Annotated in this window: 20 protein-coding genes and 1 riboswitch; of the genes, 19 read left to right on the forward strand and 1 reads right to left on the reverse strand. The window is 39.4% G+C overall.

The genetic code is table 11. From position 1 onward, the window contains the following. Positions 1–92: 92 nt before the first annotated feature. From CD31_RS13195 to CD31_RS13280, 18 genes are all read left to right on the forward strand, one after another. Positions 93–524: a YwiB family protein gene (locus CD31_RS13195; RefSeq protein WP_016994175.1), complete on the forward strand. Its 432-nt coding sequence runs from the start codon at positions 93–95 to the stop codon at positions 522–524. Next, on the forward strand, positions 524–2,191 hold the full coding sequence (argS, locus tag CD31_RS13200) for an arginine--tRNA ligase (protein ID WP_036078216.1): 1,668 nt from the start codon (positions 524–526) through the stop codon (positions 2,189–2,191). Before CD31_RS13195 ends, argS begins: the two co-directional genes overlap by 1 nt. A 232-nt stretch (positions 2,192–2,423) precedes the next feature. Then, on the forward strand, positions 2,424–2,813 hold the full coding sequence (locus CD31_RS13205) for a MerR family transcriptional regulator (protein WP_244905044.1): 390 nt from the start codon (positions 2,424–2,426) through the stop codon (positions 2,811–2,813). Further along, on the forward strand, positions 2,806–4,308 hold the full coding sequence (locus CD31_RS13210; RefSeq protein ID WP_036078222.1) for a class I adenylate-forming enzyme family protein: 1,503 nt from the start codon (positions 2,806–2,808) through the stop codon (positions 4,306–4,308). The genes CD31_RS13205 and CD31_RS13210 overlap by 8 nt, the downstream gene beginning before the upstream one ends. Position 4,309: 1 nt before the next feature. Beyond that, positions 4,310–5,977 carry an acyl-CoA dehydrogenase family protein gene (locus CD31_RS13215; RefSeq protein WP_036078224.1) on the forward strand — a complete coding sequence of 556 codons (1,668 nt, stop codon included), beginning with the start codon at positions 4,310–4,312 and terminating at the stop codon, positions 5,975–5,977. A 57-nt stretch (positions 5,978–6,034) separates the two neighbouring features. Then, a riboswitch (cobalamin riboswitch) is annotated at positions 6,035–6,217 on the forward strand. A 130-nt stretch (positions 6,218–6,347) separates the two neighbouring features. Beyond that, entirely contained in the window at positions 6,348–7,316 is a 969-nt protein-coding gene (locus CD31_RS13220) for an ABC transporter substrate-binding protein (protein ID WP_036078226.1), read from the forward strand. Then, positions 7,313–8,314 (forward strand): FecCD family ABC transporter permease, encoded by a 1,002-nt coding sequence (locus CD31_RS13225; protein ID WP_004231533.1) that lies wholly within the window; start codon positions 7,313–7,315, stop codon positions 8,312–8,314. The genes CD31_RS13220 and CD31_RS13225 overlap by 4 nt, the downstream gene beginning before the upstream one ends. Beyond that, positions 8,311–9,771, forward strand: a complete 1,461-nt coding sequence (locus CD31_RS13230) for an adenosylcobinamide amidohydrolase (protein ID WP_036078229.1) — start codon at positions 8,311–8,313, stop codon at positions 9,769–9,771. The genes CD31_RS13225 and CD31_RS13230 overlap by 4 nt, the downstream gene beginning before the upstream one ends. Before the next feature lie 12 nt (positions 9,772–9,783). After that, entirely contained in the window at positions 9,784–10,347 is a 564-nt protein-coding gene (locus tag CD31_RS13235; RefSeq protein WP_004231536.1) for a cob(I)yrinic acid a,c-diamide adenosyltransferase, read from the forward strand. A 373-nt stretch (positions 10,348–10,720) separates the two neighbouring features. Continuing rightward, positions 10,721–12,961: a heterodisulfide reductase-related iron-sulfur binding cluster gene (locus CD31_RS13240; RefSeq protein WP_036078230.1), complete on the forward strand. Its 2,241-nt coding sequence runs from the start codon at positions 10,721–10,723 to the stop codon at positions 12,959–12,961. A 196-nt stretch (positions 12,962–13,157) separates the two neighbouring features. Continuing rightward, a complete protein-coding gene (locus CD31_RS13245; RefSeq protein ID WP_016993591.1) occupies positions 13,158–14,363 on the forward strand; it encodes an acetyl-CoA C-acetyltransferase in 1,206 nt (401 codons plus the stop codon). Next, on the forward strand, positions 14,363–15,214 hold the full coding sequence (locus tag CD31_RS13250) for a 3-hydroxybutyryl-CoA dehydrogenase (protein ID WP_016993590.1): 852 nt from the start codon (positions 14,363–14,365) through the stop codon (positions 15,212–15,214). The genes CD31_RS13245 and CD31_RS13250 overlap by 1 nt, the downstream gene beginning before the upstream one ends. A 59-nt stretch (positions 15,215–15,273) precedes the next feature. Further along, entirely contained in the window at positions 15,274–16,410 is a 1,137-nt protein-coding gene (locus tag CD31_RS13255; RefSeq protein WP_036078232.1) for an acyl-CoA dehydrogenase, read from the forward strand. A 166-nt stretch (positions 16,411–16,576) separates the two neighbouring features. Next, on the forward strand, positions 16,577–17,713 hold the full coding sequence (locus CD31_RS13260) for an acyl-CoA dehydrogenase (protein WP_016993589.1): 1,137 nt from the start codon (positions 16,577–16,579) through the stop codon (positions 17,711–17,713). A 3-nt stretch (positions 17,714–17,716) separates the two neighbouring features. Continuing rightward, positions 17,717–18,349, forward strand: a complete 633-nt coding sequence (locus tag CD31_RS13265; protein ID WP_016993588.1) for a TetR/AcrR family transcriptional regulator — start codon at positions 17,717–17,719, stop codon at positions 18,347–18,349. Positions 18,350–18,441: 92 nt separating this feature from the next. Continuing rightward, the gene (gene icmF, locus CD31_RS13270) at positions 18,442–21,690 is read left to right on the forward strand and encodes a fused isobutyryl-CoA mutase/GTPase IcmF (RefSeq protein ID WP_016993587.1); all 3,249 of its coding nucleotides are present in this window, start codon (positions 18,442–18,444) and stop codon (positions 21,688–21,690) included. A gap of 450 nt (positions 21,691–22,140) precedes the next feature. Beyond that, complete coding sequence (gene rpoE, locus CD31_RS13275; protein ID WP_088364077.1) at positions 22,141–22,683, forward strand: DNA-directed RNA polymerase subunit delta; 543 nt, start codon at positions 22,141–22,143, stop codon at positions 22,681–22,683. 444 nt (positions 22,684–23,127) lie between these two features. Continuing rightward, the gene (locus CD31_RS13280; RefSeq protein WP_036078236.1) at positions 23,128–24,720 is read left to right on the forward strand and encodes a CTP synthase; all 1,593 of its coding nucleotides are present in this window, start codon (positions 23,128–23,130) and stop codon (positions 24,718–24,720) included. A gap of 50 nt (positions 24,721–24,770) precedes the next feature. On the opposite strand, the gene CD31_RS13285 is transcribed toward CD31_RS13280, so the two are convergent. Further along, positions 24,771–25,301, reverse strand: a complete 531-nt coding sequence (locus CD31_RS13285) for a DUF2529 family protein (RefSeq protein ID WP_036078238.1) — start codon at positions 25,299–25,301, stop codon at positions 24,771–24,773. Positions 25,302–25,454: 153 nt separating this feature from the next. Between CD31_RS13285 and CD31_RS13290 the strand changes: the two genes are divergently transcribed. Continuing rightward, a complete protein-coding gene (locus tag CD31_RS13290) occupies positions 25,455–25,814 on the forward strand; it encodes a response regulator (RefSeq protein ID WP_016995617.1) in 360 nt (119 codons plus the stop codon). Positions 25,815–25,904: the final 90 nt, after the last annotated feature.

Consider the following 25,904-nt stretch of genomic DNA (forward strand, 5'->3'; position numbering starts at 1 on the left):
TGGAGCTTTACATCACTTCTATCTTGAAAAACCATAAGTATTCATCCTATAATAAAAAGGTTATAGTAAAAGACTAAAAAGGGGCATCCGTTATGACGAACGAAGTAAGATCGCAGGTGAACATTAAGCTCATTTCTACCATTCGTCCAAATGATGGGGAGTCCGAAAGTTATGAAATGTGGCTCAAAGGGCAACTACTTGAAAAAGCGGGAAGCTTGTATTTGAAATATGATGAGGTGCAGGAGGATAAAACCATCCGCACAACGATGAAGTTAGGTCATGAGAAGGCACTCATTATGCGTGCTGGAGCGGTTAATATGCGGTTACCACTGAACATAATCGAACACCAAAAGGGGCATTATGAAAGTGAGTTTGGTTCTATGCCACTTGTGATTGATACGAAAAATATGATGTTTACAAAACAGGCAACAAGCGGAGATTTCCATGTACAGTACGATTTACTAATGGGTGGGCAATCCGTTGGCAATTATACATTAGATATTACATTTACGGAGGTACAATGATGAACGCAGTAGAACAAGTACAACAGGCTATTAAAGCAGCGATCGTGCAGGCTGTTGAAAAAGCTGGCTTAGTTGAGTCTGGCACAGAATTATCGATTCACTTAGAAACACCAAAGGATAAAGCAAATGGTGACTATGCAACAAACATTGCGATGCAATTAACGAAGTTAGCTAAAAAACCACCTCGTGCTATCGCGGAAGCTATTTTAGAAAACCTTGATACAACAGGCACAGATATTGAAAAGATTGATATTGCTGGTCCTGGCTTCATGAATATCACAGTGCGTAAAGATTTCCTAACAGCGGTAGTTACGCAGGTGCTTGAGCAAGCTACTGACTATGGCCGCTCAAATGCTGGCGCTGGGGAAAAGATTCAAGTGGAGTTCGTTTCAGCAAATCCTACTGGAGATCTTCACCTAGGACATGCTCGTGGCGCTTCTGTTGGTGATTCCTTATGTAATGTGTTAGATATGGCTGGTTACAGTGTCTCTCGTGAATATTATATTAATGATGCAGGTAATCAAATTAATAACTTAGCTTACTCATTAGAAGCTCGTTATAAACAAGCATTAGGAATGGCAGCTGAGATGCCTGAAGATGGCTATCATGGGCAAGATATTATTGATATTGCGGGTAAATTAGCTGAGGAGCATGGTGAAGCGATTCTAGCAAAATCAGATGAAGATCGTTTTGCCTTCTTCCGTCAGCATGGTTTAGCTTTAGAATTAGATAAATTAAAAACAGACCTAGCAAACTTCCGTGTAAATTTTGATGTCTGGTATTCTGAAACATCTCTATATGAAAACGGGAAAATCGAAGTAGCATTAGATAAATTAAAAGCTAATGGACATGTGTTTGAAGAGGATGGTGCCACTTGGTTCCGCTCTACAACATTTGGTGATGATAAAGATCGTGTACTAATTAAAAATGATGGGTCATTCACCTATTTAACGCCAGATATTGCTTACCATGAAGATAAAATTGTCCGTGGCTTCGATAAATTAATCAATATTTGGGGAGCGGACCATCACGGTTATATTCCACGTATGAAAGCAGCGATTCAAGCACTTGGCTATGATCGTGATACGTTAGAAGTGGAAGTTATTCAAATGGTTCAGCTTTATAAAAACGGTGAAAAATTCAAAATGTCTAAGCGTACAGGGAATGCAGTAACAATGCGTGAGCTTGTAGAAGAGGTTGGCCTTGACGCAGTTCGTTACTTCTTTGTCAAAACAGCTGGCGATTCTCATATGGACTTTGATCTTGATCTTGCAGTATCACAATCTAATGAAAATCCTGTGTACTATGCACAATATGCGCATGCACGTATTTCGTCTATTTTACGTTCAGCAAATGAACAAGGCTTTGCTGCTACAACAGAACACCTCAATTTGTTAACAGCAGAAAAAGAAATTGATTTACTGAAAAAGATTGGCGATTTCCCAAAAGTGGTAGCGGAAGCAGCGAAACACCGCACACCACATCGTATCGCAAACTATATTCAAGAGACAGCAGCTGCATTCCACAGCTTCTATAATGCAGAAAAAGTATTAGATGCTTCAAACAAAGAGTTAACAGAGGCTCGTTTAGCATTAATCACGGCAGTGCGCACAACAATTGCGAACGCACTACGTTTAATCGGGGTATCTGCACCTGAAAAAATGTAATTAGATTTTAAGCTCCTAACATTTAAAAGTGTTAGGGGCTTTTTTCTTGGATAAAGTGCTAAAAGTGGCGGATATAACGGTAAAAGTGACGAATAGAGTGTCAAAAGTATGGGATAGACCGTGGGAAATTAGCTGTCTCAAACTTTATTTTTCTGTTAATTTTGAAAATTTTGTTGAAGTTTACGTTAACGTCAATGGTATACTGTTGCCAATTAGGAAAGGGGAGATGGTTTTGAAGACGATTCAGGAGGTAGCAAAGGAGTTTAATGTGTCTACGCGGACAATTCGTTATTATGAGGAACTTGGACTTCTTTGTCCCCATCGCTCATCTACCAATCAACGAACCTTTTCCAAAAAAGAATTGGCGAAGCTCAAGCTTATTTTCAGAGGTAAGCGTTACGGATTTTCGTTGGAGGAAATCAAAGAGATGGTTTTACTATTTGATTTTGATCGCTCGGGGATTCAGCAACTAGAGCGAACGGTTGAATACGGAGAACAAAAAATTCAAGAGATTGAGAGTAAAATAGCTGAGCTGACGCAGATGAAACATGAATTACAACAAATGCATGGCATGTTTAGTGAAAAATTAGCGACTTTTAAGGGAGAGATGCAAGATGAATAGTTCCAATTTGTTAGCACGTAATGCCCGTAAATATCCGAAAAATGAAGCCGTTATTTGTCATGGCAGAAGAGTAACCTATCAAGATTTAGATCAGCAGGTGACATGCTTCAGTCATGCTTTACTAGAGCAGGGAGTAAGGCAGGGGGATAAGGTTTTAATTTTTATGCCAAACGTTTTAGAGTTTGTTGTTAGCTACTTTGCTATTCAGCGTATCGGAGCGATCGTTGTGCCAGTCAATGCAAAGTTTACATTACTGGAAGTAGAGTACGTGGCGCAGCATGCCGAAGCGAAGGCCATTGTCGTACATGAGGCTATTTTTGCAGCAGTTGAACAGCTAGCTGGTATTCCGATAAAAATTAAAACAGGTCAAGAAAAAGCAGGATGGTATCAGTATGAAACAATGCTACAAAATGCTAGTACACAAACGATTGATTGTCAGTTGCAGGAGGATGATCCTTCCACGATTTTATATACATCTGGTACGACAGGAAAACCAAAGGGTGTGTTATTTAGCTACCGTAATATTTTAACAGTGGCGCAAATGATTGCTGTTGAAATGGAGGTAAAACCTGAGAGCCGTATTTTGCTCATGATGCCATTAACACACTCTGCACCATTACATTTATTTTTAATGGCGGGTGTATTGGTAGGCTCAACAAATGTATTAACACCAACTTTTACACCCGATTTATTCATTGATTCCATTGAAAAGGAGAAAACAACACATTTCTTTGGTGCACCTGTTGCTTATTTATTAACGGCACAGCTGCCAAGACTCCATTCGGCAGATTTGTCTTCTATGAAATGGTGGGTCTATGGTGGGGCACCGTTATCTCAAAGTGAGGTTCGATTCATTCAGCAGGCATTCCGCACAAATAATTTGACTTGTGTATATGGATTAACAGAGGCAGGTCCAAGTGGTTCATTATTATTTGGCAAGGAGCATGAAGCAAAGGCAGGAAGTATTGGTCAGCGGGCGCCACTTGGTACAGAGTTGCGTATTGTGAATGACAGTGGAGAAGATGTAAATGTAGGCGAAGTGGGGGAAATTGTTTTGCTGGGCGAGGGCAACATGCTTGGCTACTATAAGGATGAAGTAGCTACTAATGAAGCCTTTATTGACGGTTGGTTAAAAACAGGAGATCTAGCTCGCAAAGATGAAGATGGTTTTATTTGGATCGTAGATCGTAAAAAGGATGTCATTATTTCGGGTGGTGTCAATATTTATCCGAAAGAAATTGAAGATTGTTTATTGAGCTTTGAAGGGATATTCGAGGCTGCGGTAATTGGTGTACCACATCCGCAATGGGGGGAAACTGTAAAGGCGGTGTATTCTGCTAAACAAGACATCGATGAGGAAGCTTTGAAAGCTTATTTAGAAGAACATCTTGCAAAGTTTAAAATACCACGTATTTTTGAAAAAGTGGAAGCGCTACCACGCAATGCATCAGGCAAAATATTAAAACAATCTTTGAAGGGACAAGAGGTGAGCTAGCATGAAAGTATTACAACAAAAAGAACTGCGTACTACGAACTTTTTTACCGAGGATGAAACGCTTCAAAAAATATTAGAAATGATGTTAGAAAAAGAGTTTTTATCCTATGCACATCGAGAGTTAACAGATTTTGGTGAGCTATGTGCAGGTGATATTGATACGAGGGCAAAGTATACAGATCGACAGGGAGAGCCTCGCCTTCAAAGATATGATGCCTACGGTGAAGAGATATCAGAGGTTTGGGTTAATGATGGCTATAAAAAGACGATTGAAGAGACATATAATACAGGGATTGTCGGCTATGTACACAAGGATATTCCGCAGCTAGGTCACAAGGGTAATTATGTTTATAGCTTTGCGCAAGGTTATATGCTATCACATGCAGAGCCCGGTTTTTACTGTCCCGTAACATTGACGATGGCTACTGCCTATCTATTAGATCATTATGCGGATGAAGAGGTAAAGCAGCGTTTTTTACCACATGTTTGTGCAACAGGAGACACAGATTTATATGAAGGTGCGACATTTTTAACAGAACGTCAAGGAGGCTCTGATGTTGGTGCAAATGTGGTGGAGGCTAGAAAGGATGGCACTGCGTATCGCCTATATGGTGAAAAATACTTTGCATCCAATGCAGGCATGTGTGGTGTAGCGATGGTATTGGCGCGACTAGAAGATGCGCCAGCAGGTTCCAAAGGCTTAACGTTGTTTGCAGTTCCATGGCGCAAAGAAGATGGAACTGCGAATCATCTACGTATTCGCCGACTGAAAGATAAACTAGGGGTTCGGGCTGTTCCCTCTGGTGAGGTAGAATTTGAAGGTGCACTTGCCTATGTTGTAGGAGAGCAAAATAAAGGGATTTATTACATGCTAGAAGCACTAAATCTATCAAGAATTTGTAATGCAGTCGCTTCAATTGGTATTATGCGCCGCGGCTTCTTAGAGGCAAAACATTATGTAACCAATCGACATGCATTTGGCAAGCCCTTAATACAATACCCTATGATTCAGGATACTTTAGGTAAATTTGCAGCTAAGTTGCACGTGGAGGTAGCGACAGTTTTTGATCTTATTCAGTTATACGATAAAGTGACGAGTGGACAGGGAACACAGCAAGACCTTATTATGAATCGTTTATATATTGCCATTATGAAAAAGGAAACGGCAGAGCAAGCCGTTCATTATGCTAGTGAGGCAATTGAATTACACGGAGGTAATGGCTATATCGAAGATTTTGTAACGCCACGCTTATTAAGAGACGCGCAAGTGTTGACGGTGTGGGAGGGGACGGCTAATATTTTGGCCTTAGAACTCATTCGTTTGGTAGATAAGTTCCATGCCCATGAATTGTTTGTACATGAGATGAAGGAACGATTAGACATATTAGCTGACAGCTCATTGGTACAAATCGTTAAAGAAAAATTGGAGGATATGTCTGCGAAACTACAACTCTTTAGCGCTTTAGACGAAGCGACGAAAACTTTTGAAGCAAAAGATATGGCGAAAAAGATGGCTCATCTTTATGAAAGCGTTGTAGCGGTTGAATGGGCACATAAATTTGGTGGGAAATATGAAAAACTTGCGGACGTTTATTTAGAGCAGACATGGTCATTAAGAGAAATGGGTGCTCAAATGAAAACAGTCCAATACTTTTCTGAAATTGTATAATAGCTTGGAAGTCGTCTTGAATGGAGGCGACTTCTTTCATTTTCATGTATAATGAAATCAACTGAATATTATAAAGGTTCTTTACTTAAGTAAAGTGAAAAGGGAAATCGGTGTAATTCCGATGCGGTCCCGCCACTGTAAGTGTGAGTTTTTTCAAATGATGCCACTGAATATTTCGGGAAGGCTTGAAAAATCGCAAGCAGCACTAGCCAGGAGACCTGCCTTTATAACGACATACAACCTACGAGGATAGTGGTGGATTTTGTATCAGTTTTTTTGGTGCGATTTTGACCCCTCATCTTTCAAAGATGAGGGGTTTTATTTTGATTAGAATAAGAAATATCGCACGGATCAACCAAGGAGGATTCACATGAAGAAATTTTGGAAAATAGGATTATCAGCATTTTTAGCAGTGGGCTTGCTAGCTGCTTGTGGACAGGAAGCAAAGGATAACAAGCCAGCTAATGAGCAGCAAACACAGCAAGAAAAGGCACAGGTGGATGAAGCAACATTCCCAATGACAATAACAGATGCCCTTGGTAAGGACATTACACTCGAAGCACCTCCTGAGAAAATTGTTTCACTTATTCCAAGTAACACTGAAATTCTTTTTGGACTCGGTTTAAATGATGAAATAGTTGGTGTTACTGACAACGACGATTATCCACCAGAGGCAGCTGAGAAGGATAAGGTTGGCGGCATGGAATACGATATTGAAAAAATTATTGCCTTAAAACCAGATATCGTTTTTTCTCACGAATCTAGTATGTCTCTTTCAGAAGAGGCTATTGCACAGCTTGAATCGGCAGGTTTAAAAGTATTTGTAGTGAAAAATGCACAAGACTTTAATGAAACATATACGACAATTGAGCAGCTTGGACGTGCTACAGGAAAATTACCAGAGGCAGAAAAAATTGTCGCTAATATGAAGGCTAAAGTAGAAGGAATTTTGACTAAAGTCAAGGACGTTGAACCAAAAAAAGTGTTAGTTGAAGCATCGGATGAGCCAGATATTTATACAGCTGGTAATGGCACATTTATGAATGCAATGCTTGAAATGCTCAATGCAGAGAATGTAGCTGTAGATGGCGATAATTGGTATAAAATTGATGCAGAGCAAATTATCGCGAAAAACCCAGATGTCATCGTGGTGACATATCATTATGTACCAGATATTTTAACGAAGATACCAAAACGTGCGGGCTTTGATACGATTAATGCCGTGAAAAATAATGCGATTGTGCAGGTAGATGAAAGCACAACAAGTCGTCAAGGACCACGTTTAGCAGAAGGTCTAGAAGAATTAGCAAAAGCGATCTATCCTGAGGTATTTAAGTGAAAAAAATAGCACTAGCCTATACACTAACATGTACGCTTCTTCTTATTAGCATCTGGTGTGGCGTAGCGATAGGCTCAGTTCATATTCCACTAGAAGTATTGTGGAATAAGGCGGTTGATGAAACAGCCGCCAATATCTTTTGGAAAATTCGTTTGCCTCGCGTGTTATTAGCGGGACTAGTAGGCGCATCTCTAGCTATTGCTGGAGCAGCATTCCAAGGTTTATTAAAAAATCCATTAGCAGATCCATATACACTAGGGGTTTCATCAGGGGCTTCTGTTGGTGCTGTTTTAACGATCTTTTTTAGTATTTCTATACCTGTTGTCGGTTTGTATGCGCTGCCAACCTTCAGTATGATTGGTGCTATCATCACGATGGTAGTTGTTATGAGCTTTGCTAGACTCGTAGACCGCTCATTGAAAATGGAAACGTTGATATTAACAGGTGTTATTTTTAGTTCATTTTTAGGTTCCCTTATTTCATTAATGATTGCCTTATCTGGTGAAGAATTACGTCAGGTAATAGGCTGGCTACTTGGTTCTGTTTCGATGCGTGGTTGGCCATATGTCCAAATGATCATTCCATTTGTGATTGTAGGTTCAATTATGCTATGGACGCAAAGACGAGAACTAAATGTTTTGTTGTATGGTGAAGAGCGAGCAAAACATTTAGGTGTTAATGTAAAGCGCAGTAAATATTTGATATTAGCAGGTGGCTCCATGTTAACTGGAGCGGCTGTAGCGGTTTCTGGCACAATTGGCTTTGTAGGATTAGTGGTGCCGCATATGACAAGGATGATTTGGGGTTCAGATCATCGCCACTTATTACCATTATCTTTTTTTAATGGTGCAACATTACTTATTATTTGCGACTTAGTAGCACGAACAATCATTGTGCCAAGAGAGCTACCAATTGGTGTAATTACGGCATTTATTGGAGCACCTGTTTTCTCCTATATTTTTTATAAGCAGCGAAGAAGCAAGGGGGTACGGGCATGATTGTTGTTGAACATCTATCAGGTGGCTATGAAGATATACCAATCGTCAAGGACATTAGTTTTACCGTTGAAAAGGGGAAAATTCTTGGCATTCTAGGGCCGAATGGTAGCGGGAAATCTACATTATTAAAAGTAATGAGTGGTATTTTACCTGCTACTGCTGGAACCATTTCGATTGATGGACAAAATATTCTTTCTTATAATGCTCGTGCTTTGGCGAAAAAAATGGCTGTATTACCACAGCTTCATGCAAATGCTTTCTCGAACAGTGTGAGAGAGGCAGTTTCACTAGGGCGCTATCCGCATCAAACAGGCTTTTTCTCAAGTTGGTCTACACAAGATGAGCAGGCTGTTCAACATGCTATGCTTCAAACAGGTGTAAAGCGATATGAGCATACACCGATGGAATTTTTATCTGGCGGTGAACAACAAAGGGTATTTGTAGCACAGGCCTTAGCTCAAGCTGCAGAAATTCTATTACTGGATGAACCAACTAATCATTTAGATATTGCACACCAACGTCAAATTTTAGATATGGTTCGGAAGGAAGCCTTGGAATGTGGTTTAACGGTTGTTATGGTACTACATGATATGAATCTAGCGTCGCTTTATTGTGATGAATTGTTACTTATGGAGAGTGGGCAAGTGAGAGCAATGGGGGTACCCCATGAAGTATTAATTGCCTCTCAAATTGAAGATGTTTACCAAGCACGGGTGACTACGTATGCACACCCTGAAATACCAAAACCACAAATTACCATGATGCCCGCAACTATTAACTACCAGCAGAGAGCTGTCATTACAAAAGAGCACTTTACGATAACCGAGCAATATATCAAACTTCAAGCAGAGCTTCCTTTGAAGACCGTATCCTCTGCAGTTCATAACCCAGGTATTGGCTGGCATAATTGCTTATTAAATCGTTCAGTTCCTGGTGATTATGTTATCAGCGATGTAAAAAGCGAAGTTAGTGATTTTTTAAAAAGGGAAAATTTTTCACCTACAAATACTGTTGTTATGCTAACAGCAGTACCAACAGCTCTAGTGGCCATTAATGAATTTTCAGCACCTTTTGGCAGTATAATCGTAGCTGTAACAGCTGGCGTAGGCAATGCAGTTGATGTATCTCGGGTGCATGAAAGACAAGATGAGCCATATATTGGTACTATTAATACATGGGTTATCATTAATGGTTGTTTATCGGAAGAGGCATTTTTTCAGGCATTAATGACAGCAACTGAGGCAAAAACAAAGGCGTTGCAATCAGAAAATATTCGTGATGAGCGCAGTGGAACCATTGCAACAGGTACTGCTACAGATAGTCTGTTAATTGCTGCAACTCAAAAAGGGGAAGAAATGCTGTATGGTGGCCCAATTACGGAAGTTGGTAAAATGATTGCAAAGGGTGTCTATGAAACAACAGTTCAGGCAATTAGGAATTATAAAAACCAGTTTTAGGAGATGAGAGAAATGAAGCTTTACACGAAAACAGGCGATACGGGGAAAACAAGTCTTATTGGAGGACGTGTTGATAAAGATAGTTTACGTGTGGAAACATATGGAGCAATTGATGAATTAAACTCCTTTATTGGGAAGGCAGTAAGTGAATTAGATCAAGCCCTTTTCAAAGATATTTTAACAGACCTAGAAACAATTCAGCATGAGCTGTTCGATGCTGGTGGAGACCTTGCTAATGTGATGAAAGAACGCCATTATAAATTAACAGAGCAACCGATTGAAGTACTTGAAGCTCGTATAGATGCTTTATCAGACGAAGCGCCACCTTTACAACGTTTTATTTTACCAGGAGGCGCACCAGCAGCGGCAACTTTACACATTGCCCGCACGGTTGCACGTCGAGCAGAGCGTGAAATGGTGACGCTTATGAAAGAAGTTGAAGATGTGCCAAAGGTTGTACAAAAATATTTAAATCGATTATCAGATTATTTATTTGCAGCTGCACGTGTTGTAAATGCGCGCTTAAACGTAGCGGATGTTGAATATATTCGCAGCGGAAATGTTTTTAAAAAATAAAAGTTTGATTTAGTAAATGTTTTTGTAGTCATATTAAAAGGTCAGATAATAAAGCCTCCTTTCCCCTATGAGGGATAGAGGCTTGTTTGCTTTTTTAGCAAATGTTCAGACGTGTACTGAATCTATGATATTCAGTAAGTATAAATTGATAAGGAAAGTAAAAAATGCTACCTTGGAAAAATTCAGGGTGGCTTTTTTTCTTGTAAAATGTAAGAATATAAAATTATCAGAAATATTTCCGTTTTATGTTGACTGAATGCTCACTCATTTATTAGAATAGGAATATAATGATAAAGTGAAGTACATTTCTGTATGAACTAGCAAATTCGTCACAAAGAGAGAAAATTACGACAAACTAAAGGGGGGACCAACCATGAGTCCATTATTAATTGCTAACATTGTCTTAACAGTCGTGGTTGTGCTTTATGCAGTAGGATTGTTCTTCTACCTGTTGAAAACACGCTATAAGTATGTGCAATTGGGGAAAAAGGTTGAGTTTGATGAAAGTGTTAAAGAACGACTTCGTTATATTATGGTCAATGTATTTGGTCAAAATAAGCTATTAAAGGATCCAAAGAGTGGTTTAATCCACGTTATGTTTTTCTATGGATTTTTGATGGTACAGTTAGGGGCCATTGATTTAATTTGGAAAGGACTAGCACCAGAATCACATCTGCCACTAGGCATTTTTTATGGTGTCTTTACATTCTTCCAAGAGCTTGTAGTTTTAATGATTTTAATCGCGGTAGTGTGGGCATTTTACCGCCGTTATGTTGAAAAGCTGGTGCGGTTAAAACGAGGATGGAAAAATGGTCTTGTATTAATTTTCATTGGGGGATTAATGGTATCTACATTATTCGCTAATGGTATGGGATTAATTTGGCATGGTGAGGGATTAACTTATACGGAGCCAGTTGCTTCAAGTATTGCTGCTATTTTTGGCTTCCTACCTACATCAGTTGCCGCTGGCGTGTTTTATGTAATGTGGTGGGCACACCTTTTAATTCTATTAACGTTCCTTGTGTACGTACCGCAGTCTAAACATTTCCACTTAATTGTCAGTCCACTTAATGTTTACATGAATCGTTTAGATCGTACGGGCACATTAACACCAATTGATTTTGAGGCCTTAGAAGAAGCAGGAGAAAATGCTGAAAGCGAAGAGGATATGCCTTCTATTGGGGTAGGACGCATACAGGACTTCACGCAAAAGCAAATGCTCGATCTATACTCTTGTGTAGAATGTGGACGTTGTACAAACATGTGTCCAGCAACAGGAACAGGAAAAATGCTGTCTCCTATGGATTTAATCGTGAAATTGCGTGATCATTTAACATTTACGGGCGCTGTTGTAACAAAACAAAAACCATGGGTGCCTTATCAATTCTTTGCCAATACAAAGGGTAATCAACTTGCAATGGCAGCTGGTGCTGAAGGTGCTGTAATTGAGGATATTTACAGTCCATCTTTAATTGGCGATGTCATTACAGAAGAGGAAATTTGGGCTTGTACGACATGTCGTAACTGTGAAGATCAATGCCCAGTAATGAATGAGCATGTTGATAAAATCATTGATCTACGTCGTTATCTAACAATGACTGAAGGAAAAGTAAATCCTGATGCTCAACGTGCAATGACGAATATCGAACGACAAGGTAATCCTTGGGGCTTAAACCGTAAGGAAAAAGAAAATTGGCGTGATCTAGATCCAACAATCCAAATCCCAACTGTAAAAGAGCTAAAAAAATCTGGTGAGGAAATGGAATATTTATTCTGGGTTGGTTCGATGGGAGCTTTCGATAACCGCTCTCAAAAAATTGCTTTAGCTTTCTGTCGCCTATTAAACGAAGCTGGTGTGAAGTTTGCAATCTTAGGTAATAAAGAGAAAAACTCTGGGGATACACCTCGCCGTTTAGGGAATGAATTCTTATTCCAAGAGCTAGCTACAGCGAATATTGATGAGTTTGAGAAAAATGACGTGAAGAAAATTGTAACAATCGATCCTCATGCTTACAATATCTTTAAAAATGAATATCAAGACTTTGGCTGGAAAGGCGAAGTGTATCATCATACTGAGTTATTAAATCAGCTAATTGAGGAAAATCGTCTAGCGCTAAACTATGAGGTTCATGAAACGATTGTTTTCCATGATTCCTGTTATTTAGGCCGCTACAATGATGTGTACGATGCCCCACGTGAAATTCTGCGAGGTATCCCTGGCGTGAAGCTTGTTGAAATGGAACGTAATCGTGAAACAGCGATGTGCTGTGGTGCTGGTGGTGGCTTAATGTGGATGGAAGAGCATGTAGGAAATCGCATTAACGTAGCGCGAACTGAGCAGGCTCTTGCAACAAATGCATCAGTTATTTCATCGGGCTGTCCGTACTGCCTAACAATGCTAGAGGATGGTACAAAGGCTAAAGAGGTTGAAGACTCTATTGGAACATTTGATGTTGCAGAATTACTAGAGCGTTCCGTGTTCGGTGAAAAAGTAAAGGTAGTTAATCCTTCTTCAGAAGAAACAGAAGAAACAGAAGAAACATACGAAGAAGTGGTAGCATCTATAGAAAATGCTCAACAAGACGAGAATATGGAAGCGAACGCAGAAAAATGATTGCTATTGCAGAAATATTTTAGTTATCTGAAAAATATAAATTGCACAATAAAAAATTGTTTTGTAGAATAAGATTAAATGGGAATGGGAGTTGAGATGATAAACTCCCATTTTTCCTCGATAGAAGTCGAGCGAGCGTTCAGTCAATGATGCTTTGCAGCTTCATCGAGAACGTAAAACAAAAGGGGTGTTTTACTTGAATAGAGCTGTAATTTTAGCAGGAGCAAGAACTGCATTTGGTAAATTTGGAGGTTCGTTATCAGCATTACATGCAAGTGATTTAGGTGCGATTGCAATTAAAGGGGCATTAGAGAAAGCAAATCTTGCACCTGAGGAAGTGGATGAGGTAATTTTAGGTTCTGTTTTACAAGGGGGACAGGGTCAAATTCCTTCTCGACAGGCTGCACTGAAGGCCAATTTACCAACAGCAGTAAAAACAGAAACAATCAATAAAGTTTGTGCTTCAGGGATGCGTGCGGTGACATTAGCAGATCAATTGATTCGTTTAGGGGACGAAGAAGTGATTATTGCGGGTGGCATGGAATCTATGTCCAATGCACCATATTATCTTCTGAATGGTCGAAACGGTTTGCGTATGGGAGATTCTACAATGGTAGATGGCATGCTATATGACGGCTTAACATGTGCTTTCGATAAAGCAAGACCGCATATGGGTAGCTATGGTAATGCAACAGCTAAAGAATTCTCGCTAAGTCGAGAAGAACAGGATACTTGGTCAGTACGCAGTCATGAACGCGCGCTAGCGGCAATTGAAAAAGGTTACTTTGCTGAAGAAATCGTACCAGTAGAGATTCCTCAACGAAAAGGTGAACCACTTATTGTTGATATAGACGAGGCGCCAAGAGCAGGAACGTCTTTGGAAATACTGGCGAAGTTAAAACCAGCCTTTGACAAGGATGGCACGATTACAGCAGGTAATGCACCTGGGGTTAACGACGGTGCATGTGCACTTGTCGTCATGAGTGAGGAACGTGCAAAACGTGAAGGTAGAGAACCATTGGCAGTAATTATTGGTCATGAAGAGCTTGCGCTTGAGCCTGAAAACTTCCCACAAACACCAGGTCTTGTTATTAATAAATTACTGAAAAAGACCAATAAATCATTAGCAGATATTGATTTAATTGAAATCAATGAAGCCTTTGCGGCGGTCGCTTTAGTTAGCAAGCAGTTGGCAGATTTAGATGCAGAAAAAGTGAATGTTAATGGTGGTGCAGTTGCTTTAGGTCATCCTATTGGGGCATCTGGTGCACGTATAATATTAACACTTGCACAGGAATTGAAGCGTCGTGGCGGTGGCATCGGCATTGCTGCAATCTGTTCAGGCGGCGGTCAAGGTGATGCAATTATGATTGAAGTACCAAAAACAGGGGGACTGAACTAATGGGAATTCAAAAGGTAATGGTCATTGGTGCGGGGCAAATGGGCTCTGGCATTGCCCAAGTTTGTGCACAAGCAGGCTTTGATGTGAAATTGAACGATATCAAACAAGAATTTTTCGAGCGTGGATTAGGGGTTATTACGAAAAATTTATCACGTGATGTAGAAAAAGGTCGTAAAACAGAAGATGAGAAGACTGCTGTTCTAGGTCGAATTAGTATGTCACTAGATTTACAGGATGCTAGTGATGTAGATATTATCATTGAAGCAGCTGTAGAAAATATGGAAATTAAGCAGTCTATCTTTAAGCAACTTGATGGCATTGCGCCAGCACATGCTATTTTAGCTACGAATACATCTTCACTGCCTATTACGGAAATTGCAGCAGTAACAAAACGTCCAGAGCAAGTAATTGGTATGCATTTTATGAATCCTGTACCAGTTATGAAACTTGTCGAAATCATTCGAGGCTTAGCAACAACAGATGAAGTGTACAAAGCTGTTGAAGAGATGACGGTTAAATTATCGAAAACACCTGTAGAAGTGAATGATTTCCCAGGATTTATTTCAAACCGAATCCTACTACCAATGATTAATGAAGCGATTTACGCACTTTACGAAGGTGTAGCGACAAAAGAAGCAATTGATGATGTGATGAAGCTTGGTATGAATCATCCGATGGGGCCATTAACATTGGCAGACTTCATTGGTTTAGATACTTGTCTTTACATCATGGAAATTTTACATGAGGGTCTTGGAGACAGTAAATATCGCCCTTGTCCACTGCTACGTAAATACGTTGCGGCTGGCTGGTTAGGTAAGAAATCAGGAAGAGGTTTTTACGTTTACGAATAATCCTATGGGGATGGGGTTATTTAGATGTTTCGGGACAACTTAGAGGGGTGACATTATAGATGCATTTGCAATTTACAGATGAGCAAATTATGATGCGCGATATGGTTCGTCAATTTGCTCAGGAAAAAATTCAACCATGGGTGGAGCGAATGGAAGCGGGAGAATTTCCACGTGAGCTTCTACAGCAAATGGGTGAACTTGGCTTAATGGGGATTACGACTCCAGAAGACTTAGGTGGCTCTGGTATGGATTTTACATCTTATATTATTGCGATTAATGAACTATCAAAAGTAAGCGCTGTAATGGGTGTTATTTTATCCGTCCATACTTCAGTTGGAACGAATCCAATTATTTACTTTGGGAATGACGAACAAAAGAAACGTTATGTACCAAAGCTTGCAACAGGCGAATATTTAGGCGCATTTTGTTTAACAGAACCAAGTGCAGGCTCAGATGCTGGCTCTTTACAGTCAAAGGCAGTGCGTGATGGCGATGAATATGTGATTAACGGCTCCAAAGTATTTATTACAAATGGTGGAGAAGCTGATGTGTATATTGTATTCGCCTCTACTAACCCAGCTGAAAAAACAAAGGGTATCTCGGCATTTATCGTTGAAAAGGGAACACCTGGTTTAATCATCGGAAAAGATGAGCATAAGATGGGCTTACACGGCTCACGTACTGTTCAGCTGACATTCGATAATTGTCGCATTCCAGCCGACAACCTACTTGGGGAAGAGGGAGAAGGCTTTAAAATCGCGATGGCTAATTTAGATGTTGGACGAATCGGCATTGCGGCACAAGCGTTAGGAATTGCTGAGGCGGCACTAGAGGCGTCTACTACTTATGCTAAAGAACGCATTCAATTTGGCAAGCCGATTGCCGCGCAACAAGGTGTTGGCTTTAAGCTTGCGGATATGGCAACGGCTGTTGAATCTGCAAAACTGTTAGTCTATCGTGCAGCTGATTTACGTGCAAAAGGTTTACCATGTGGAGCAGAAGCTTCAATGGCTAAACTTTTCTCATCACGAACAGCGGTACAAACGGCAATAGAAGCTGTTCAAATATTTGGCGGCTACGGCTATACGGAAGATTATCCAGTAGAGCGCTATTTCCGCGATGCAAAGGTGACAGAAATCTATGAAGGTACAAGTGAAATTCAACGACTAGTCATTAGTAAACATTTACTGAAATAAAGCCTGATATTAGGAATGGTACAAAGTGATGGAAACATTCCAGAGTGAGGGAGACACGCTCATAAAGCGTGTAGGTCTGCTCTAAAAAGTGAGAGAAGCGCTCAATCCAACCTAACAATAATCAGGTAACACAAAACAGAGTCTAACTAAAAAGGGGAAATGGACAATGAACTTTCAGTTAACAGAAGAGCATGAACAATTACGTGAAATGATTCGTGATTTTGCTATAAATGAAGTGGCGCCAACAGCTGCTGAACGTGACGAAAATGAAGAATTTGACCGTGCGATTTTCGACAAAATGGCGGAGCTTGGGCTTACTGGTATTCCATGGCCTGAGGAATATGGTGGTGCAGGATTTGATTACCTTGCATATGTCATTGCTGTTGAGGAATTATCACGTGTTTGTGCTTCGACTGGGGTAACTTTATCTGCACATACTTCACTGGCGGGTTGGCCTCTTTACAAGTTCGGTACAGAAGAACAAAAACAAAAATATCTTCGCCCAATGGCTGAAGGTAAACATATTGGTGCCTATGGTTTGACAGAACCTGGCTCTGGCTCTGATGCGGGCGGCATGAAAACTTATGCAAAACGTGATGGCGATGATTATATTTTAAATGGCTCAAAAATCTTTATTACGAACGGTGGAGTAGCAGATACATATATTGTATTTGCAGTAACAGATCCAGAAGCAAAACATGGCACATCCGCATTTATCGTGGAAGCTGGATTTGAAGGTTTCTCTGTAGGGAAGAAAGAAAAGAAATTAGGAATTCGTTCATCTCCAACAACAGAGATTATTTTTGATAACTGTCGTGTTCCAAAGGAAAATCTATTAGGAGCTGAAGGGGAAGGCTTTAAGATTGCGATGACGACACTGGATGGTGGACGTAATGGTATTGCGGCTCAAGCAGTAGGAATTGCACAAGGAGCTTTAGATGCAGCAGTTGACTACGCCAAAGAACGTGTGCAATTTGGTAAACCGATCACTGCAAATCAAGGTATTTCCTTCAAATTAGCAGATATGGCAACTCAAATAGAGGCTTCTCGACTTCTTACATACCAGGCGGCATGGTTAGAATCTAATAACCTACCATATGGTAAGGCATCTGCAATGGCGAAATTAATGGCTGGCGATACAGCAATGAGTGTAACGACAGAGGCGGTTCAAGTATTTGGTGGCTATGGTTATACAAAAGATTACCCAGTAGAGCGCTTTATGCGTGATGCTAAAATTACACAAATTTACGAAGGTACGCAGGAGATTCAACGTCTTGTAATCTCGCGTATGCTAACGAAATAATTGATGACTGAAAAAGATAAAAGGCCCCAAGTCCAGTCAACCGTAAAAGATGAAAACCTAATCGCCATTCGTCGTGAACAAATGATTCAAGGAGCTATTAAGTTATTTAAAGAAAAAGGCTTTCACCGTGCCACGACGAGAGAGATTGCAAAAGCTGCTGGCTTTAGTATCGGTACTTTGTATGAATATATTCGAACGAAAGAAGATGTTCTATACCTTGTTTGTGACAGTATCTATCACCATGCAATGGAGCGTCTTTCAAGTTATGAGATTAAAGCAGGAACAATTGATGAGCTAAAAGAAATGATCCGGGAATACTTCCTGCAAATCGATAGTATGGTTGATGAGCTAACAATCATGTATCAAGAAACAAAATCATTGTCAAAAGAAGCACAACGCTATGTCTTTAGTAAAGAATTTGAAATGGTTGCCACATTTGAACGCTTATTACAGCGATGTGTACAGTCTGGCGAACTAACAATGACAGACAAGCAAATCCATTTAGCAGCCAATAACTTAGTTGTTTCAGGACAAAGTTGGGCGTTCCGCAAATGGGCTTTACATCGTCAGCACTCTATAGACGAATTCATTGACATGCAAATCACCTTGTTCATTTCAGGCATAAAGGGGTTCTAATATTTTGTAAGGGGTTTGTCAGCAATTGCATATCGCGATATTGCAATTGCTGGCTTTTTTTATTCAATAAGGGGAGAAAGTGGGGATTTCATATGACAAAGGTAGAAGTATATCGTCCAAAAAATCACGTACGTTTTGTGACAGCATCGAGTCTTTTTGATGGACATGATGCTTCAGTCAATATTATGCGACGCATTTTACAATCGAGCGGTGTAGAAGTAATCCATTTAGGTCATAACCGTTCTGTTGAAGAAGTCGTGAATGCTGCGATACAGGAAGATGCACAAGGGATTGCTGTTTCTTCTTATCAAGGCGGACATATGGAATACTTTAAATATATGTATGATTTACTGCGTGAAAAAGGAGCACCACATATTAAAATTTATGGCGGTGGTGGAGGAGTTATTTTACCACGTGAAATTAAAGAGCTTCATACGTATGGTATTGCAGGGATATTCTCACCAGAGGATGGCCGTGTTTTAGGGCTACAAGGAATGATTAATGAACAAATTAAAGGAACAGATTTTCCGACTGCAACAGGTAATTATTTAGAGAAATTAAAGGCTTTAACCACAGAGACGCCTGAGATTTTAGCCAATCTAATAACAGCAGCTGAGTCAAATGACGATGAAGCTACGAAAGAAATGCTAGCAGAGGCAAGAAAGCTTTCAAAGGGTACGCCTGTAATGGGGATTACGGGAACAGGTGGTGCAGGGAAATCATCCTTAACGGATGAACTGATTCGCCGCTTCCTAAAAGAATTCCCAGATAAACGTGTAGCCATCCTATCCGTTGATCCAACAAAGCAAAAAACGGGTGGAGCATTGCTTGGGGATCGTATTCGTATGAATGCTATTTTTAATAACCGCGTTTATATGCGTAGTTTAGCAACACGTGGCTCACGTACTGAATTATCTGCATCAATTGGTGATGTGCTAGATGTAGTACGTGTAGCAGGTTATGACTTAATCATCGTAGAAACAAGTGGAATTGGTCAAGGTGATGCCGAAATTACTAAATACACGGATCTATCCATGTATGTCATGACAAGCGAATTTGGTGCACCTACACAACTTGAGAAGATCGATATGATTGACTTTGCAGATGTTATTGCGATCAATAAATTTGAGCGAAAAGGCTCAGAGGATGCCCTTCGACAAGTACAAAAACAATATCAACGTTCACGTGAACTTTGGGATGAATCACTTGATAGCATGCCAGTCTACGGTACAATTGCTAGCCAATTTAATGACAAAGGAACAAATGCATTATTTGCCGCCCTCGTTAAAATAATTAATGAAAAAACAGGCTTTAATTGGGAAACAAGCTATGAGCAATTTGCGAAAACGCAAAAGCAAGATGTTATCATTCCAAACGATCGCCGTTATTATTTACGTGAGATTACGGACACTGTCCGTGGCTATCATAAAAAAACAGAGCAGCAGGTAGGATTTGCTCGACGACTATTCCAATTAGAAGGTGCTATTGCCGCCGTTCAAGAAAAAGCGCCAGATGATGCGCTTGTGGCATCGCTTACTTCTTTAGCAGAAGGTGTTAGAGATGAATTAACAGCAGAATCCAAGCGTATATTGGATAATTGGCAGGCATTAAAAGAAGCTTATGCTGGTGATGAGTTTGTGACTAAAGTTCGCGATAAAGAAATTCGTACCATCTTAAAAACAACTAGTCTTTCTGGCACGAAAATTCCAAAAGTAGCATTACCGAAGTTTGAAGACTATGGGGAAATCTTGCGTTGGGTTTATAAAGAAAATGTTCCTGGAGAATTCCCATATACGGCAGGTGTTTTCCAATTCAAACGTGAGGGTGAAGATCCGAAGCGTCAATTTGCTGGCGAGGGAACACCAGAACGTACAAATAAACGCTTCCACTATTTATCGAAGGATGATGATGCAAAACGATTATCTACAGCCTTTGACTCCGTGACATTGTATGGGGAGGACCCAGATTACCGACCAGATATTTACGGTAAAGTCGGTGAATCAGGTGTATCGATCTGTACACTAGAAGATATGAAAAAGCTTTACGCTGGGTTTGATTTATGTGCACCGTCTACATCTGTATCAATGACTATTAATGGACCAGCACCTATTATTTTAGCAATGTTTATGAATACAGCAATCGATCAACAAGTTCAATTACGTGAGCAAGAGCTAGGACGAACTCTGACAGTTGAAGAGTTTACCGAGACACGTGAAAAAACATTGCAGGTTGTACGTGGAACAGTGCAAGCAGATATTCTAAAGGAAGATCAAGGACAGAATACATGTATTTTCTCAACAGAGTTTGCTTTACGTATGATGGGCGATATTCAGCAATACTTTATAGACCATAAAGTACGTAACTATTATTCTGTTTCCATTTCGGGTTATCATATTGCGGAAGCTGGAGCAAACCCTATTTCCCAATTAGCCTTCACCTTAGCTAATGGCTTTACGTATGTAGAGTATTATTTAAGTCGTGGCATGAATATCAATGACTTTGCACCAAATTTATCATTCTTCTTCTCAAATGGACTAGATCCAGAGTATACAGTAATCGGTCGTGTCGCAAGACGTATTTGGGCGATTGTAATGCGTGATAAATACGGTGCGAATGAGCGCGCTCAAAAGCTAAAGTATCATATTCAAACGTCTGGGCGTAGTTTACACGCACAAGAGATTGATTTCAATGATATTCGTACAACATTACAGGCTTTAATGGCATTACAAGATAACTGTAACTCATTGCATACAAACGCCTACGATGAGGCCATTACTACACCTACGGAGGAATCTGTAAGACGTGCTATGGCAATTCAAATGATTATTACAAAAGAGCATGGTCTAGCAAAAAATGAAAACCCACTACAAGGCGCGTTTATTGTTGAAGAATTAACAGATCTTGTGGAAGAAGCGGTTCTTGAAGAGTTTGATCGTATCAATGATCGTGGCGGTGTGTTAGGTGCTATGGAAACACAATACCAACGTGGTAAAATTCAAGAAGAATCTATGTACTACGAAATGTTAAAACATTCAGGAGAGTTACCAATCATTGGTGTTAATACTTACTTGAACCCAAATCCACCTTCAGATGCTGATATAGATAATATGGAAATTGCTCGTGCATCGACAGAAGAAAAAGAGACGCAAATTCGTAATTTACAAGCCTTTTGGAAAGCACATGAAGAGGAAAGTGAAGCTGCGATTGCACGTCTACAAGAAGTGGCTGTCAATAATGGTAACATTTTTGCTGAGCTGATGGAGTCAGTAAAGGTAGCAAGTTTAGGGCAAATTACAAAAGCTTTATATGAAGTTGGCGGACAATATCGTCGTAATATGTAAGCAAGGTTGATCAAAACTTCTTGTATTCTACTTCAAGCATCATGCTTCTCTAATTTCTAGTGTCTAGTCTTAAGATTAGGCACTTCTTTTTATTTTCGTTATAATAGAAATGTAAAAAAAGGGGAGGCGCAGTAGAGGATGAAATCAGCTATTCACTACATAATTATATTAGCTTTAGTATTGGGAGCCTTTTTCCTGTATAATAAGCAAATTGGCGCTATTCCTTTACTACTATTATCTGTCTATTTGTTTTATCTTGGAATAAAAAAAATGCGTAATATAAAAAACAGTAATTGAAGCTAGCAAAGGGGCTAAAACTTTGTATATAATGGGTATTATGCTTATTGTATGGAAAGTACCTTTTGCGTGGCCTTTTTTGCTGCGCTTGGAGAATAAAGCACCATGTAATTTTAAAACGTCCATTGTGACGAGGGAAAGGAAGTGCACGAATTGAATTTTCGTGAAATGACAAAGGAACAATTAACAGAAGAATCGTTAATTAACTTAGCTTATGCAATTTTAAATGAAAAACGTGCCTCAGTGTCTTTTAATGATTTATTAAAATTAATTCAAGAGCTTGTGGGCTACAGTGATGCAGAAATGAAATCCCGTCTGTTACAATTTTATACAGATATCAATATTGATGGTCGCTTCTTATATAATCAAGAAGCAGGCTGGGGCTTACGTGAATGGTTTAAAGTAGAGCAAATCGAAGAAGAAACAGCACCTTCTGTTAAAACTCAAAAGAAAAAATCTAAAGCTGCCTTTGATGATGAAGATCTTGATGAAGATGTAGACTTAGATGAAGAAGATATCGACTTTGATGAAGACTTTGAAGAGTTCATTGATGAAGAGGATCTTGAGGAAGAAGATGACGATAAAGAAGATATCGACTTTGACGATGAAGAACTAGAAGAAATTGATGAAGAAATCGATGAAGAGTTTATTGATGAAGAGGAAGAAGAATTTGAAGAAGAAGAGGAAGAGATCTAATACAGTACTCTTAGAATTTTCTTTCTTTTAAGCTAGAAGCAAAAAATCTTGACTTCTATCGCGGTTACGTTTAATCTTTTACTTGGGCTCCTTAAAAGAAGGAGAAAGACCGTGTATATAATACGCTCCCCCTGCAAACCTATGCAGGAGGAGCGTTTTTTTGTTTTTAACTTTAATCATTTTAGTTCTCCCATACTTTTAATATCGATATGAATATAAATGTTTTTAATTATTCATGATGTATAGTAAACGGTGACTGAAAAGTTATTAGAGTTTTATGGTTTAAAGGAAAGTGGAAAAGAGATAGAACCGATTACAGCTTCGAATCGACTACATTTTGTAGACATTCTCGGCTTTTCTTTTTTTAGGGTATTAGAATGTAAATGGTTCTGATCCCCCCTAAACGCACTAATATTTTAGAACATCATAAGGAGGAATTTATTCATGACGAAGTATATTTTTGTAACAGGTGGGGTTGTATCATCACTTGGAAAAGGGATTGTTGCAGCATCTTTGGGCCGTTTATTAAAAAATCGTGGGTTAGAAGTTACGATTCAAAAATTTGACCCATATATCAATATTGACCCAGGTACGATGAGTCCTTATCAACATGGTGAGGTTTTTGTAACAGATGATGGTGCTGAGGCTGATTTAGACTTAGGACACTATGAACGTTTTATTGATATTAACCTAGGGAAACATTCTACAGTAACTTCAGGTCGTGTTTACCAATCTGTATTACAGAAAGAACGTCGTGGAGATTATAACGGTGGAACTGTCCAAGTAATTCCTCATATTACAAACGAAATCAAAGATCGTATTCAACGTGCTGGTCGTGAAACAAATGCAGACGTTGTCATTACAGAGGTTGGTGGAACAGTAGGTGATATTGAATCATTACCATTCCTAGAAGCCATTCGCCAAATGAAAACAAATTTAGGGCATAACAATGTAATGTATATACACTGTACGCTTATTCCTTATATTAAAGCAGCTGGCGAACTTAAAACAAAACCTACACAGCATTCTGTTAAAGAATTACGCTCTTTAGGTATTCAGCCAAATATTATCGTAGTCCGTACAGAGCAAGAAGTACCACAAGATATGAAAGAGAAATTAGCATTATTCTGTGATGTTCAACCACATGAAATTATTGAGTCTCGTGATGCTGAGCATTTATATGAAGTACCATTAAACCTGCATGCGCAAGATATAGATGATATTGTTTTAGATCATTTTGGCATTGAAGCACCAGAGGCAGACATGGAAGAATGGCGTGACCTTGTAGAAAAAGTGAAAAACTTACCAAATAAAAGAAAGATAGCATTAGTAGGGAAATACGTAGAACTACAAGATGCTTACATTTCTGTAGTTGAGGCATTAAAGCATGCAGGATATGCATTTAATTCTGATATTGAAATTGACTGGATTAATGCAGAACACGTTGATGCTGACAATGTTGCCACGCTATTAAAAGGTGCTGACGCTATTTTAGTACCAGGCGGCTTTGGTGATCGTGGTGTTGAAGGTAAAATTTTAGCGACGCAATATGCACGTGAAAATAATGTTCCTTTCCTAGGCATTTGTTTAGGTATGCAATTAGCAACAGTAGAATTTGCACGTAATGTTCTTGGTCTAAAAGGTGCTCATTCTACAGAGCTTGATGCAAATACAGAGTATCCAATTATCGACTTCCTACCAGATCAAAATGATACTGTGGATATCGGTGGTACTTTACGTTTAGGCTTATATCCATGTAAATTAAAAGATGGTTCGAAAGCAAGCAAAGCTTATGGGAAAGAGCTTGTTTATGAGCGTCATCGTCACCGTTATGAATTTAACAATGAATATCGTGAGGCAATGGAAGCAGCTGGACTTGTCTTCTCAGGTACAAGCCCTGATGGCAAATTGGTTGAAATTATTGAGCTACCAGAAAACAATTTCTTTGTAGCATGTCAATTCCACCCAGAGCTAGTGTCACGTCCAAATCGTCCACAACCATTGTTCCGTGACTTTATCGGCGCAACATTTAAATAATCAAAAAAGTTGTCTCGTGTATAACGAGACAACTCTTTTTAAATTGATCACTACAATTCTTCTTCATCTAACCCAAGCATTTCATCATAAGCCATTTTGACAGCTTCATAAACAAAGAGTCCTGCAAGTGCATGTGGTATAACAATACGTTGACCTAGATCATTGGGTATTAAACCGCCTTTAACGCGTGTAGAAACATACGTATAGGCTAAATCTGCAAGAGGGTTTTCTACACTAGCTGCTTCACTAGCTACAGCAGCAAAGGGAATAAATTGTGTATTTAATTTTTGAGCTAAGACGAGTGCTTCTTCATCATTTGCACTACGAGTAAAAATGCAAACACGATCAGCTTCTGTTAAGCTTGTGTCTGAAGTCCATGGTGCTAACTTGCTAAACGGTTCAACTGCTTGAAGTGCATTTAATTCCACAATCTGCATTTCTCCAAAGCAAGCAAAATAGACATTTCCTTCGCCAATTGCGGCTTGTGCTAATAACCTTGCTGTCTCTTCGATAGCATCTTCTTCATTTTGAGTAATTCTTTGTAATAATCCACTTAATTGTGTTGTTAGAATTTTTGACATGTTCCCACCTCTATTCATATTATAGGGGGTAAAAGGTAGAAAGCAAAAGCAGATAATTTATAATACTAGAAGGTATTAAGCTGAAAAAGGAGAATTATACATAATAAAGAAAGTTTTTGTGTAAGAATAAAACTAAAAAGGGCGGAATGTGATGTGAAACGATTACTAATTGTCGATGATCAGCAAGGAATTCGTTTACTTTTAAATGAAGTGCTGAAAAAGGAAGGGTATATTACATATTTAGCAGCTAATGGTTCAGAGGCATTAAAGTATGCAGACGAACAAGAGATGGATTGTGTTTTGCTGGACATGAAAATTCCTGGAATGGATGGTATTGAAATTTTGAGACGTTTAAAAGAGAAGTTTCCGAAGCTGCCTGTTTTTATGATGACAGCATACGGAGAGCTGGATGTTGTGCAAGAAGCGTTAGAATTAGGAGCCATTCGTTACTTTACAAAACCATTTGATATTTTCGAAGTGCGTGATGAAGTAAATAAAGCTTTACAAGCTTAAAAAGCAGGCGGTGGACACACGGCCTGTTTTTTTATGTTGATTAATAGCCCCTGCTTTTCAGGTGCGAGGACTTCGTTACGTTCCACTACA

Origin of the sequence: Lysinibacillus boronitolerans JCM 21713 = 10a = NBRC 103108, from assembly GCF_000772935.1 — a bacterium.
In the GTDB taxonomy this organism is placed as follows: Bacteria; Bacillota; Bacilli; order Bacillales_A; family Planococcaceae; genus Lysinibacillus; species Lysinibacillus boronitolerans.

Coding starts and splice junctions, on each gene's coding strand:
- CD31_RS13260 (WP_016993589.1), top strand. CDS start 16,577: ATGAACTTTCAGTTAACAGAAGAGCATGAACAATTACGTGAAATGATT.
- CD31_RS13230 (WP_036078229.1), top strand. CDS start 8,311: ATGATTGTTGTTGAACATCTATCAGGTGGCTATGAAGATATACCAATC.
- CD31_RS13210 (WP_036078222.1), top strand. CDS start 2,806: ATGAATAGTTCCAATTTGTTAGCACGTAATGCCCGTAAATATCCGAAA.
- CD31_RS13240 (WP_036078230.1), top strand. CDS start 10,721: ATGAGTCCATTATTAATTGCTAACATTGTCTTAACAGTCGTGGTTGTG.
- CD31_RS13220 (WP_036078226.1), top strand. CDS start 6,348: ATGAAGAAATTTTGGAAAATAGGATTATCAGCATTTTTAGCAGTGGGC.
- CD31_RS13195 (WP_016994175.1), top strand. CDS start 93: ATGACGAACGAAGTAAGATCGCAGGTGAACATTAAGCTCATTTCTACC.
- CD31_RS13280 (WP_036078236.1), top strand. CDS start 23,128: ATGACGAAGTATATTTTTGTAACAGGTGGGGTTGTATCATCACTTGGA.
- CD31_RS13285 (WP_036078238.1), bottom strand. CDS start 25,301: ATGTCAAAAATTCTAACAACACAATTAAGTGGATTATTACAAAGAATT.
- CD31_RS13250 (WP_016993590.1), top strand. CDS start 14,363: ATGGGAATTCAAAAGGTAATGGTCATTGGTGCGGGGCAAATGGGCTCT.
- CD31_RS13265 (WP_016993588.1), top strand. CDS start 17,717: ATGACTGAAAAAGATAAAAGGCCCCAAGTCCAGTCAACCGTAAAAGAT.
- CD31_RS13215 (WP_036078224.1), top strand. CDS start 4,310: ATGAAAGTATTACAACAAAAAGAACTGCGTACTACGAACTTTTTTACC.
- CD31_RS13235 (WP_004231536.1), top strand. CDS start 9,784: ATGAAGCTTTACACGAAAACAGGCGATACGGGGAAAACAAGTCTTATT.
- icmF (WP_016993587.1), top strand. CDS start 18,442: ATGACAAAGGTAGAAGTATATCGTCCAAAAAATCACGTACGTTTTGTG.
- CD31_RS13255 (WP_036078232.1), top strand. CDS start 15,274: ATGCATTTGCAATTTACAGATGAGCAAATTATGATGCGCGATATGGTT.
- argS (WP_036078216.1), top strand. CDS start 524: ATGAACGCAGTAGAACAAGTACAACAGGCTATTAAAGCAGCGATCGTG.